We start from the raw sequence: 13,299 nt of genomic DNA, 5'->3' as shown, positions 1-13,299 counted from the left end.
TATAAAAAGTGATCTGTATATACATCCATCATCCTGCTGTTACGCAGGAATGAGCACTATATGTTAGCATACAGATCTATAGTTTCTCCTTGAGCCAGTGTAACAACCGCCTTTTTGTAAGAAGGTTTTTTACCAGCGATGAAGCCTGCTTTAGTAAAGCGCTGTTTTGCCTTACCTGGCATTACCGCGGTGTTCACTTCAGCTACGGTCACACCGTAAAATTCTTCCACTGCTTTTTTGATCTCCAGTTTGTTGGATTTTTTATCCACGATGAAGTAGTAGCGGTTGAATTTATCAGTGGCTTTGTTCACCTTTTCACTTACCACCGGTTTGATTAAAACGTCTGAAAGTCTCATCTTTTATAGCTTTGAGTTGCGGTTACCCGCAAGCTGTGTTTTTGTAATATTAACTATTAAGCTTCTACCGGCTCTTCAGTGAAGATCTTAGCAGCACTTTCTGTGAGAACGATGTAGTTGCTGTTCATGATATCATAGGTATTGATATCGCTCAGCATTACGCTATCCACAGTAGGGATGTTCCTCAGAGACAGGTAAACATTATCATTGTACTCAGGCAGTACGAATAAAGTCTTACGGCCAGTTACATTTACATTCAGATTAGCCAGGATACCTGCAAACTGTTTAGTTTTAGGTGTATCCAGGTTCAGATCTTCCAGTACGATGATGCTGTTTTCTTTAGCTTTGGTAGACAGGGCAGAGATCTTAGCGAGATCTTTCACCTTTCTGTTCAGCTTAATGTCATATTTGTGCGGTTTAGGACCGAAGATGGTACCACCACCTTTATACAACGGGTTACGGATGTTACCTTTACGGGAACCACCAGTACCTTTCTGTTTGTGCAGTTTGCGGGAAGCACCCTTCACTTCAGCTCTGGTCTTAACTTTGTGAGTACCCTGACGCTGTGCGGCCAGATACTGTTTTACTGCCAGGTAAATAACGTGGTTGTTAGGCTCCACACCGAAAATTTCCTCAGGAAGCTCAATGGTCCTGCCGGTTTTCTTACCTTCTTTATTTAAAATATCAACTTGCATGTTACTTCTGGATTAAAACGATTGAACCATTGTGGCCGGGAACGGAACCACTTACCAGGATATAATTCTTTTCAGGGAATATCTTCAGGATCTTCAGACCTTTCACTTTCACCTGTTCGTTACCGGTCTGACCAGCCATACGCATACCCTTGAAAACGCGGGAAGGATAAGAGGAACCACCCACAGAACCAGGAGCCCTGCTTCTGTCGTGCTGACCGTGTGTAGCTTCACCCACACCGGAGAATCCATGGCGTTTTACAACACCCTGGAAACCTTTACCTTTTGAAGTACCTACTACTTCAATTGTTTCTCCTTCTGCAAATATTTCGGTGGTAATGGTCTCACCAAGAGCTTTTTGTACATCCGGGTTGCGGAACTCTTTTACAAATCTTTTAGGGGAGGTGCTTGCTTTCGCGAAGTGATTAAGTTCAGCTTTGGGAGTGTTCTTTTCTTTCTTCTCACCAAATGAAACTTGAATAGCGTTGTACCCATCAGTTTCTACTGTCTTTACCTGAGTTACAACGCAAGGACCGGCTTCGATGATGGTAACAGCAGTCTGCTTACCATTCGGTTCGAAGATGCTGGTCATGCCGATCTTTTTACCAATAATACCTTTCATTATTATATATATTTTACCCAGCGCCTGGGGGTTGATCTAGCTATCCCCAGGATGGGCGGTTTAAATGCTTTATTGGGCGGCCACCCAGAAGGCGTGACCTATATTTGTGTGTGTTGTTATCTGACTGACAAAGGTGATTCAGTCCCTCTGCCAGGCAACAACCAGTCATATTAAATCAAATCAGGCAGACCTTTCGCCTACCTGCCGATGTCCTACGCTTTGATTTCAACTTCCACACCGGAAGGTAAATCGAGCTTACTCAGCGCGTCTACTGTCCTTGAAGAAGAAGTGTAGATATCCAACAGACGCTTGTGCGTGCACAGCTGGAATTGCTCACGTGCCTTCTTGTTAACGTGCGGTGAACGCAGCACCGTAAAAATTTTCTTTTCGGTTGGTAAAGGAATTGGACCTGTTACCACGGCGCCCGTGTTACGCACGGTTTTAACGATCTTCTCAGCAGATTTATCTACCAGATTATGATCGTAGGACTTCAGCTTGATTCTAATTCTCTGAGACATATGCAATGAACTTCTTCTTGTTTTTACCCTTACAATTTGGGAGGGCAAAGGTAACCCGTTTTTTTTTACTTCACAAATAAATTGTGGAAAAATAATCAGGAACTGTGTGTACGAGGCCAGGGCAGCCCTTCCATAACACACAAAGAAGTTTTTTTGAGGATTAGCAAAATACTGTTTTTCAATCAAATACCAAAAAATGATTGCCCAGCGCCCTAAACACCCCAATTCCTAACCGGCCCAAAATAAAAACAGGCCTCCGGGGAGCCGGTGACCTGTCCTGTCTGGGAATGCAATAAGCAATATTTTTCAACCTGTCAGACCTCAGATGGGTAAATTGCCCAGTAAGGAATTCAACAAGCCAAAAATTAAAGCCAATAACTGGTTTAATAAATCCATAGTTGAAGGTTTTCCATAAGTGATGCCTACTCTATTCTTGGTTTTCGGCAATCCCAAAGCAACCACGAGCTGGTGCATGAACCGAAGTTAAGTGCAAGCAGGGAAATAGCAACCATTCATTTCATTCATTATCAGCTAGTTCGGCTGTCTTACTGAATGAACAGAAAATGAACAAAGAGTTACAGAATGAACAGAGGTAGACCACAGGAAATAGACTAAAAAAAAGAGCTCCCCCAACCGGAGAGCTCTTAATAAAATCAGGACCATGCTCAGCGCTTCATCGCATTACAGATCCCTTAGGGAACTTGGAACTTACTATTACAACCCGCCCAGCAAGGACGCCAGCAACGCAAAAAGAGTTGCCAGTAACTGATTAATCAAATCCATTACGAATTATTTGATGGTTAATACCTACTCTTTTCTTGGTTTTCGGCAATCCCAAAGGAGATGATCATCTTTCCTCCGGCGAATTTAATGGCTGGTCACAAAATCAACATGTTCACTTTCATTCATCTACAAGCAGTTATGCCATTCCATTCAACTTGCCGCCGTGACTAAACAGAATCTCCTTTTTGGACACGCTCGGCTGTTTTCTACTTCCCATTTAATAAAAAAGCCCTGGCAACCTGCCAGGGCCTAACATTTTTACAATGTCTGCGGAGCCTACAAACTACGTAACAAATTCTTCACAAATCCGAGAATTGCAGCAAGGATGCTGGATGTCATAGCATTAGATTTAAGAGGGTGTCATGCCTACTCTATCTGGTTTTCGGCGATTCCCAGTTCACGATACACTGTTCCCGCGAACACTCTAAATTAAATGGCGCTCATCATTAAAGTTCCGTTCATTCTCATTCATTCTCAACCAGTTCATTCAGTCCGTTCAAGAGTAAGCTAGCCTCGTTCAAACACCCTGAACATCCCTTACTTGCCCGTTTCCTCCCGCATGATAGCCCGCGCTTTCGCCGTCGGTAAAAAGATCTGGAAACCTAAACCGAAATTTAGCTGGTGCGCGGTAACCGAATTACCAAAGCCTATGATCACATCATACTTCAGCAACGCATCCAGCGCCACATTAGGCGTAATGAAATAAGACAACCCAGGCCCTACTCCTAACTGTAGCCCATTCGTAGAAGCCCCGTTCGCCGGATTAGTTCCTCCGAAACCCACATTAGCCTCTCCAAAAAAACGGACGCGCTTAGAAAACTCCAGCTTACGCACATTCTCATCATGAATATAATAGCGGCCCAGCGCACCAACGCCGTAATTCACATTCGTTCCATTGCCTCCAGTGGTCTCAAGACCAAAGTTCAGATAACCTCCCAGCGCTAAATCATCCCTGAAAAAGTAAGCCAGCTTAGGGTTCAGATCAAAATGGAAAATTGTGCTCTCCTTCTGAAAATTAAAGCCGAAATCTGTGAGGTCTGCTCCTACCATGAGGTTGCCTTTCTGCGTCTGCGCTACCGCCGTGGTGCCAAATAATAATGCAGCCAGCGCAAGGGTTAATAGACGAGTTTTTTTCATGTTCTGATTTTTAAATTGATAAATACTTGCCATCGAAAATTATAGATGCCCGTTACAGGGAACTTTTAAACATTACACTTTGATGCTTAATGAGATAAGTGGGATATGAAGGGGTCTCCAAATTTAATGCCATTATAACCCGTCAGGGCTTTAAAAGTTATTGAAAATGAATAAAATAGGTCAACAATGAGTTATACACAATAATAACAAACAACTTTCTTCTGATGATGAAATGACGCACAGATAAGAAATACCGCCCGTTAACGGGTATCAGTAACTACAATATTCTCTTGCAGGGCAGCATACCTTCCGGCCTATATAGCCCAAATGCCGGCCCCTTTGAGCCACTGGCGGCGTATAGCGGGCCAATCCACCATAAACGAAGAAGGGATGCCTTTTCAGGCACCCCTTCTTTCTATAACTCTGATATGAATCTGCTTATTAGTCAGCGTTCACTTTACCTTTCACTTTTGCCATTTCCTCTTCAGCGATGCTGTTCGGAGCTGCAGAATAGTGAGAGAACTCCATGATGGAGGTTGCACGGCCAGATGACATTGAACGCAGCTGAGTTACGTAACCGAACATTTCTTTCAGCGGAACTTTAGCTTTGATCACCTGTACACCATTTCTCATTTCCATACCTTCCAGCATACCACGACGACGGTTCAGGTCACCTGTTACGTCACCCATGTACTGGTCAGGAGTCTGTACTTCTACCTTCATGATCGGCTCCAGCAGAACTGGTTTAGCCTTACGGCCAGCTTCACGGAAAGCAGCTCTTGCACACAACTCGAAGGATACTGCATCGGAGTCAACCTGGTGGAAGGAACCGTCAAACAGACGAACTTTCAGGTTGTCCAGCGGATAGCCGGCCAGTACACCCTGGTTCATTGCACTTTCGAAACCTTTCTGCACCGGAGGAACGAATTCTTTAGGGATGGAACCACCAAAGATGTCGTTGATGAACTGGAAAGTCTTACCGTCGTTCTCTTTCAGCCATTCTTCATCAGCAGGGCCGATCTCAACCTGGATGTCAGCGAATTTACCGCGACCACCAGTCTGTTTCTTGTACACTTCACGGTGTGTAACTTTAGCAGTAAATGCTTCCTTGAAAGCAACCTGAGGCGCACCCTGGTTAACTTCAACCTTGAACTCGCGACGCATACGGTCAACGATGATTTCCAGGTGAAGCTCACCCATACCACTCAAAATGGTCTGGCCGGTTTCTTCGTCAGTTTTAGCTTTCAGGGTAGGATCTTCTTCTACCAGTTTAGCGATAGCCATACCCATTTTATCCATGTCTGCCTGAGTTTTAGGCTCGATAGCGATGTGGATAACCGGCTCTGGGAAGGTCATAGACTCCAGAACGATCGGGTTGTCTTCGTTACACAGGGTATCACCTGTTTTGATATCTTTAAAACCTACAGCAGCTCCGATATCACCAGCTTCGATGAAATCGATAGGGTTCTGCTTGTTGGCGTGCATCTGCATGATACGGCTGATACGCTCGTTCTTACCAGTACGGGTGTTCAGTACATAAGAACCTGCATCCAGGTGACCGGAATAAGCCCGGAAGAACGCCAGACGGCCTACGAAAGGATCGGTCATGATCTTGAACGCCAGTGCCGCGAATGGTTCTTTAGCATCTGGTTTACGGGAGATCTCAGCGCCGGTGTCAGGATTAGTACCTTTTACTGCTTCGATATCCAGAGGAGAAGGCAGGTAACGGCAAACCGCATCCAGCATCTTCTGAACACCTTTGTTCTTGAAGGAAGAACCACACAGCATCGGAATGATAGCGATATCGATAGTAGCCTTACGGATAGCTTCGTGGATCTCAGCTTCAGAGATTGAATTTGGATCTTCGAAGAATTTCTCCATCAGGGTGTCGTCGTACTCAGCAACTGCTTCTACCAGTTTAGCTCTCCATTCTTCTGCCTCATCTTTCATGTCAGCAGGAATTTCAACTTCCTGGTAAGTAGCACCTTTACCTTCCTCGTCCCAGATGATACCTTTCATGGTGATCAGGTCAACCACACCTTTGAAAGAATCCTCAGCACCGATAGGCAGCATCAACGGAACTGGATTTGCACCCAGCATTTCCTTCACCTGTTTTACCACGTTCAGGAAGTCTGCACCGGAACGGTCCATCTTGTTAACGAAACCGATACGAGGTACACGGTAACGGTTAGCCTGGCGCCAAACAGTTTCAGACTGTGGTTCTACACCGGATACAGCGCAGAACAATGCAACCAGACCATCCAGTACGCGCAGTGAACGCTCTACCTCTACGGTAAAGTCCACGTGACCCGGAGTGTCAATGATGTTGAATTTATACTCTTTTGTGTCTGGCTGGAGCTTTCCCTGTGTAGTCGGGAATTTCCAGAAACAGGTAGTAGCAGCAGATGTGATGGTAATACCTCTCTCCTGCTCCTGTGCCATCCAGTCCATGGTGGCAGCACCTTCGTGCACCTCCCCTATTTTGTGGGATTTACCTGTATAGTACAGGATACGCTCTGTGGTAGTGGTTTTACCCGCATCGATGTGCGCCGCAATACCAAAGTTTCTTTGAAATCTTAAGTCTGCCATAATATTAAAATGACTGTATTACTAATGCAATTTGGGGGGCAAAGGTAAATGTTTTTTACCAATAAATAAAACCTGATAACCTTACCAGATAGATATTTAAGAATTCCTTTACAGACCGGAATTCCCCCTGTGAATAACCGCGCAAAGGTAAACTAATTTTACCATCTAATTCCCATCCAGCTATCTTCCTGAATACCAATTGTACAATTTGAACGACCGGTTTTAACAATAATCCCGCCACCCAATAATTATCCATTGTCTTTTTTTCACCTTTAAAACATATTTGTATATGTTCTTGTAATCTAATTGTCCTACCCCCGTACCCAGCTCACTGTTCATTATTGTCATGCTGAAATGTTTTAGCCGTTGTCATTAATTCACCCGAAATACATCTACACATGCGGATCATCTACAAACGACTCCTGCTGTTGAGCCTTGTTGCCGGCGGTATTCCGACCGCCCACGCGCAGTTCATCCTCAACCGGCAGGTCAATGCAAGTACAGGGGGAGGCGGCCCCTCCGGCGATTACATCTTCCAGTATACCATTGGTGAAATTGCCGTCAGCTCCCTTCAGAAAGGTAATATGCTCCTTACCCAGGGCTTTCATCAACCGGAAGAATTACCCCCGGTCCCTGCCGGTACCGAACTTATCGTTAACATGCTGCTGTACCCTAACCCGGTAGCTACCAACCTGAAAATCCAGTTCGACCTGCTGTCAAACAGCCCGGTTGCCCTCCTCCTCATTAACAGCGGCGGACAAATGGTACATCAGGAATCCAGGACCTACGGTGCAGGCAGGGTGCTGATCACACTACCGGTCACCAAATTCTCCGCAGGCATCTACACGCTCGTCGTCAAAGCCGGCGGACATATGTTCCAGGAAAAACTGGTGATACAATAACTCTCAAAAACATCAACCATGATCCAAAAATCTACCATATTGTTATGCGTTGCCGGGCTGCTTACCCAAAGCGGTCTTGTGACTGCCCAAACAAAAGGGATCAAAGCGCTCAATACCGGCGCCTCCTTCCTGATGGTGAATCCTGATGCCCGCAGCAGCGGCACCGGAGATGCCGTTACAGGACTGGAAGCCGATGCGAACTCCCTGTTCGGCAACGCGGCCAAGATCGTCTTTGCAGGCGATTGGGGTGTCAGTGCGTCCTATGCTCCCTGGATGTGGGACCTCAATAACAGTGATCAACGCACCAATATGGGCTACCTCGCCGCCTTCAAAAACTTCAATAATAATGCAGAAGGCGTGGGCGTATCCATGCGCTACTTTACTAACGGCACTATCATCTTCAGAGATGATAACGGTACCGAACTGCAACGCTACAAACCACGGGAGTACGCTATTGATGCAACTTACGCCCGCAAACTGGGCGCCCGTTATTCCCTGGCGATCACCCTTCGCTATATCCGTAGCGATCTCGGTCAAGGGAGCTACAACGGCCTTCAGCAAAAGCCTGCCAGTGCTGTGGCGGGCGATATCGGTCTGTACTCCCAGAATTATGCGAAGAACGATCCGGCAGGTAACCGCTATAGCTGGGGCATTGCATTCACCAACATCGGCTCAAAGCTGAATTATACGGACGATAGTGACCGTAAAGCCTTCCTCCCTGCAAATCTGCGTATAGGCGGCGGCTATTCATTCGTCAATACTATTGAACACCAGTTTACCCTCCTGGCTGACATTAACAAGCTGCTGATCCCCACTCCTCCCACATACCGGCTGGATGACAACGGACAACCTACCAGTGAAATACTGGATGGTAAAGATCCAAACCGCAGCATGACAGAATCTCTGTTCACTTCTTTCTGGGACGCCCCAGGCGGTTTCCAGGAAGAGATCCGTGAATTCTCAGTAGGTGCGGGCCTCGAGTATACTTACCAGCATCAGTTATTCATCCGTACCGGGTACTTCTACGAACATCCGCAGAAAGGCTACCGGCAGCATTTCTCGGCCGGTGTGGGTACCCGTTTAAAAGGTTTCTCTGTAGACATGGCCTATATCATGCCTACGGCAAATAGCATCTATCAGCGCAGGACCCTCAAGTTCTCGGTCGCATATCATATCGGCGCCACAACCGGCAATTAGTCCATATCCATCACACATATCAACTCCAACATATGAAACCATACATTTTACTGATTACGCTCCTGTTTTCCGGGCTGGGTATTTCCATAGCTCAGCAACGCACCAGGGATAAGCTGTTCCCTTCATTCCAAAAGGACTACTCGGCACTGAAAGAAAAAGAAAAAGATAGTAAACCCGCGCCTCAGGCGAAGAATGCCCGCTCCGCAAGAGAGCAGATGTTCACTAATTATCAGCCGCAAACTGCTCCGGCCCCAAACAGGTCCAGTGCATTAAAGCGGAGTGTTGCTCCGGGAGGAAAAAATCCATCAGATATCAGTGCTACGGAGGCATTGAATGCGGAGAGATCAAGACGGACCGATCTGCCTGCTACCCCGGTTCCCACACAAGGCTTTGAAACAGAGAGAAGCAGTACACCGTTTAAAAACGCATCTCCGGCAATTACCACGCCTCCTGCGAAAGCAGCTGCTCCTACTGCTGTTCCCTTCAGGAAAACATTCGAACGTAAGAAACAGTAATCCCTCAGTCTAAACACATTGTCATGAAGAAATTATATCTCCTGCTTATACTCCTGGCCGCGACCTGTTATGGTGCCTACGCCCAGAACGGGCTTTCGGGTACGAACTACCAGGCGGTGGTCCGTAATACCAATGGTACGTTAGTCGCTAATAAGAATATTTCTGTACGAATTTCCATCCTGGGCGGCTCTGCTGTCGGTCCGGTACAATACGAAGAAACCCACGAGGCAGCTACCAGCGCACTTGGTTTGTTCAATATCCAGATCGGTAAAGGAAGTCCTGTTACAGGTACTTACGCAGCCGTTCCCTGGGCTAACGCGAATCAGTATCTGAAAGTAGAAGTAAATACGGGCAGCGGTTTTGTTGCATTAGGCACTTCAGCATTGATGAGTGTTCCTTATGCGCTTTACGCTGCTAACGGTACTCCTGGCCCTGCGGGGCCTGCTGGTCCTGCCGGCCCGCAAGGTACGACCGGAGCAACCGGAGCCGCTGGCCCCGCAGGTCCTGTGGGAGCTGTAGGTCCTGTTGGACCGGCCGGTCCTGCGGGTCCTGCAGGCGTACCCGGACCAATCGGTCCGGTTGGCCCTGCGGGTGCAACTGGTGCTCAAGGTGATGCAGGTGCTACAGGTGCACCTGGTCCTGTTGGTCCCATAGGACCTGCGGGCGCTGTTGGCCCCGTTGGACCTGCTGGTCCGATGGGTGTGGCTGGTCCCGCTGGACCGATTGGTCCTGTTGGCCCGGCTGGTGCCACTGGCGCTCAAGGTGATGCTGGTCCGGCCGGAGCTGCTGGTCCAGCTGGTCCCGTAGGCCCTGCGGGGGCTATAGGCCCTGTTGGACCTGCTGGTCCGATGGGTGTGGCTGGTCCAGCTGGACCGATTGGTCCTGTTGGCCCGGCTGGTGCAACTGGCGCTCAAGGTGATGCCGGTCCGGCCGGAGCTGCGGGTCCTGCTGGTCCCGTAGGCCCTGCGGGGGCTATAGGTCCTGTTGGACCTGCTGGTCCGATGGGTGTGGCTGGTCCCGCTGGACCGATTGGTCCTGTTGGCCCGGCTGGTGCCACTGGCGCTCAAGGTGATGCTGGTCCGGCCGGAGCTGCGGGTCCTGCTGGTCCCGTAGGACCTGCGGGGGCTATAGGCCCTGTTGGTCCTGCTGGTCCGATGGGTGCGGCTGGTCCGGCTGGCCCGATTGGTCCTGTTGGCCCGGCGGGTGCAACCGGCGCTCAAGGAGATGCAGGAGCAGCCGGTCCTGCGGGTGCTATGGGCCCTGCTGGTCCTATTGGCCCGGTCGGACCTGCTGGTCCTGCGGGTCCACAAGGTCCTGTAGGTCCGGCCGGCCCTGCTGGCGACATCAACGGTGTTGCTGCGGGTGGCGATCTTGGAGGCAACTATCCAAACCCCAACGTAGTCCGTATACAGAATACACCTGTTTCCAATGCGGCCCCCGCGGCGGGTCAGGTGCTGAGATATGATGGTGCAAACTGGGTGCCTTCCGCATTGGGCGGCGGCGGTTTCACCTTGCCATATGTCACTACCGAAAACAACGCGGCCACATTGTTTTCCATCACTAATGACGGAGATGGTACTTCTGTGGAAGGCTCCAATAATACAACAACCAGCAATATAGCTGCGGTACGTGGCGTGGTTACCAGCACCGCTCCCGGTGGATTCTCTGCTGGTGTCAGGGGTATCAATAATGGCACCGGAGGTTTAGGTATCGGTGTATATGGATCACAGGGTGGTTCCGGCTGGGGCGTATACGGCGTAACGCCAAACGGTCTTGGTGTTTATGGTAATGCTTCTGCCAATGGTACGGGCGTATATGCCAATAGCAATACCGGAACCGGTTTAACTGCTACTTCCAATAATGGCATTCCAGCGAGCATCTCCATTTTTAACAACGCTAATAACAATACAGCCCTGAGTGTTTCATCTGTGGGCAACGGTACTGTGGTCAATGTAACCACTACCGGTAACGGCGCCGGTGTACGAAGCAGTACAGCCGCTGGCTTTGGCGTACATGGCATCACATCTTCACAGAGTTCCGCAGGTGTTATAGGTGATAATAATGACGGCGGTGAAGCCGTAGTAGGCCGCACCACTTCTGATATTGCAGGTGCGGTGGTAGGCCGTAATGATGGCGGAGGTTATGGCGTAAGAGGTTTTATCGCTACCAATACCTCTAACACTGGCGTAGGTGTATTGGGACAAGTAGGTCTTAATAATAGTACCGGCAGCGCCGGCAAATTTGAAAACTTCAACCAGAGTAATACGGAAGCTAACATCCTTGAGGTTGTTAGTAATAGTAATGGTAACATTCCCGATAATACATTGGGTAATGCCGGCTCATTCTTGCTGGACAATAACAATAGCGTAGGTGCAGCTGTAAGAGCTGAAGTAAATACCATCTTCGGCAACTTTGGTGCTGCTGGCGTTTTCGGTATTTCATCCGGTACTGGGGGCCGTGCAGGGCTTTTCTATGCATCCAATCCTTCCGGTAATGGTGCAGCCCTGATATCACTGACTGATGGAAATGGAAATGCGATCACTGCAAATGCCGGCAAAGACGGTAACGGTGTGGAAACCAATATAGATGGGGCAGGTACTGCCCTTTATGCCTGGGTACCTAGTTTCTCTGAAGGCCGGGCCGGCAGGTTCGAGATCTTTAACGAAGACAATGATAATCCGGCGGTAACTGTCAAAACTGTTGGTAATGGTACTGCCGGAGATTTCTTCGTTGACAGAACCACTGGTACATCTCCGGCAGTAAAAGGTGAAGTGAATTCCCAGTTCGCCAACTTCGGCACCGCCGGTATATTCGGTGAGTCTTCCGGTACTGGTGGATATGCAGGTCTGTTCTATGCTTCCAATGCTGCAGGTAATGGTCCTTCAGTATTGGCCTTAACAGAGGGTAATGGTAACGGAATCACCGCCAATGCCGGTGGAAATGGCGACGGTGTAGAAGCCAGCTGCGATGGTGGTGGTAACGCCATTTCCGGTTTCATCCCAAATTTCGGTACAGGTAAAGCCGGTAGGTTTGCAAACTTCAATAATGCGAATTCCCAACCCGTAGTACATATCACTACTTCAGGAACTGGCCCTACACAGCTGATCAACCACCAGGGGCCATCAGGTAGCATCGCTGTATTCCAGAGCGCCAGTACTAATGTGGCCCGTATCAACAAAGCTGGACGAGGTTTCTTCAATGGCGGAACCCAGAATAGTGGCGCTGACGTAGCGGAAGCATTTGATGTAATAGGAAATGTAAAACAATACGCCCCAGGCGATGTTCTGGTAATAGCTGAAGACACCGACAGGGCCGTTGAGCTATGTTCAAAGGCATACTCTACATTGGTGGCTGGTGTTTACGCTACCAAACCGGGTGTACTGCTGACCGAGGAAGATATTGATGCTGACCTCACAGATAAGGTACCGATGGGTGTGATAGGTGTGATCCCCACCAAAGTATGTGGTGAGAACGGGCCTATCCGCAGAGGGGACTTGCTGGTGACCTCAAGCAAACCAGGACATGCAATGAAGGCTGACCTTGATAAAGTTAAACCGGGTCAGGTGATCGGTAAGGCATTGGAAACATTTGACGGGAAAGGCACAGGACTGATCAGAGTGCTGGTAAATGTAAGATAGAAATCCCTACGATTAATACTAACTACCTCAAAAGGCGGCTGGATGACGTAAAGTTGTCCGGCCGTTCTGTTTACGGGGTATCGTCTAAGCATTAACATCAAACACCGGATAGCAGGAAGGCGAAAGTACGCTTTAAACATGCTTCATACATGTCGTATATACGACGCATCCGTGACGCATCTCTTAAGTTAACGTATCAAAATGATCTAAGCCGGAAAGTATGGCAAGTGGAATTTTTCCGGTTATTGTATTCACCGGATGTGCAGGCGGGTAAACTTCCGGAACTACCGGGCACAAAAAAAGAGAACATCCCCCGGTATAGCCCGGAGGATGTTTCCCTTATATCTTTA

General features: G+C 48.4%; 10 protein-coding genes. 4 read left to right on the top strand and 6 right to left on the bottom strand.

Translation table 11 applies throughout. The features are described from left to right. Window positions 1–56 precede the first annotated feature (56 nt). From rplW to fusA, 6 genes are all read right to left on the bottom strand, one after another. Window positions 57–356 (bottom strand): 50S ribosomal protein L23, encoded by a 300-nt coding sequence (gene rplW, locus C7475_RS17575; protein WP_089809394.1) that lies wholly within the window; start codon window positions 354–356, stop codon window positions 57–59. 56 nt (window positions 357–412) lie between these two features. Continuing rightward, window positions 413–1,051 carry a 50S ribosomal protein L4 gene (gene rplD / locus C7475_RS17570; RefSeq protein WP_110054714.1) on the bottom strand — a complete coding sequence of 213 codons (639 nt, stop codon included), beginning with the start codon at window positions 1,049–1,051 and terminating at the stop codon, window positions 413–415. Window position 1,052: 1 nt separating this feature from the next. Further along, window positions 1,053–1,670: a 50S ribosomal protein L3 gene (rplC, locus tag C7475_RS17565; protein WP_089835262.1), complete on the bottom strand. Its 618-nt coding sequence runs from the start codon at window positions 1,668–1,670 to the stop codon at window positions 1,053–1,055. A gap of 212 nt (window positions 1,671–1,882) precedes the next feature. Beyond that, window positions 1,883–2,188, bottom strand: a complete 306-nt coding sequence (gene rpsJ, locus C7475_RS17560; RefSeq protein ID WP_012789286.1) for a 30S ribosomal protein S10 — start codon at window positions 2,186–2,188, stop codon at window positions 1,883–1,885. A gap of 1,320 nt (window positions 2,189–3,508) precedes the next feature. Further along, window positions 3,509–4,108: an outer membrane beta-barrel protein gene (locus C7475_RS17555; RefSeq protein WP_110055047.1), complete on the bottom strand. Its 600-nt coding sequence runs from the start codon at window positions 4,106–4,108 to the stop codon at window positions 3,509–3,511. Between the two features lie 441 nt (window positions 4,109–4,549). Then, window positions 4,550–6,697 (bottom strand): elongation factor G, encoded by a 2,148-nt coding sequence (gene fusA / locus C7475_RS17550; protein ID WP_199236252.1) that lies wholly within the window; start codon window positions 6,695–6,697, stop codon window positions 4,550–4,552. 398 nt (window positions 6,698–7,095) lie between these two features. On the opposite strand from fusA, the gene C7475_RS17540 reads away from it, so the two are divergent. The 4 genes from C7475_RS17540 to C7475_RS17515 are packed head-to-tail and all read left to right on the top strand — an operon-like array spanning window position 7,096 to window position 12,949. Continuing rightward, window positions 7,096–7,599: a T9SS type A sorting domain-containing protein gene (locus tag C7475_RS17540; RefSeq protein WP_110054711.1), complete on the top strand. Its 504-nt coding sequence runs from the start codon at window positions 7,096–7,098 to the stop codon at window positions 7,597–7,599. A gap of 18 nt (window positions 7,600–7,617) precedes the next feature. Beyond that, window positions 7,618–8,796 (top strand): type IX secretion system outer membrane channel protein PorV, encoded by a 1,179-nt coding sequence (porV, locus tag C7475_RS17535; RefSeq protein WP_110054710.1) that lies wholly within the window; start codon window positions 7,618–7,620, stop codon window positions 8,794–8,796. A 32-nt stretch (window positions 8,797–8,828) separates the two neighbouring features. Continuing rightward, window positions 8,829–9,311, top strand: a complete 483-nt coding sequence (locus tag C7475_RS17530) for a hypothetical protein (RefSeq protein ID WP_110054709.1) — start codon at window positions 8,829–8,831, stop codon at window positions 9,309–9,311. Between the two features lie 23 nt (window positions 9,312–9,334). Continuing rightward, complete coding sequence (locus C7475_RS17515) at window positions 9,335–12,949, top strand: collagen-like protein (protein ID WP_158286534.1); 3,615 nt, start codon at window positions 9,335–9,337, stop codon at window positions 12,947–12,949. Window positions 12,950–13,299: the final 350 nt, after the last annotated feature.

This window comes from Chitinophaga sp. S165, assembly GCF_003182155.1.
GTDB lineage: Bacteria > Bacteroidota > Bacteroidia > Chitinophagales > Chitinophagaceae > Chitinophaga.
This window is presented reverse-complemented; position numbering and strand designations above follow the sequence as displayed.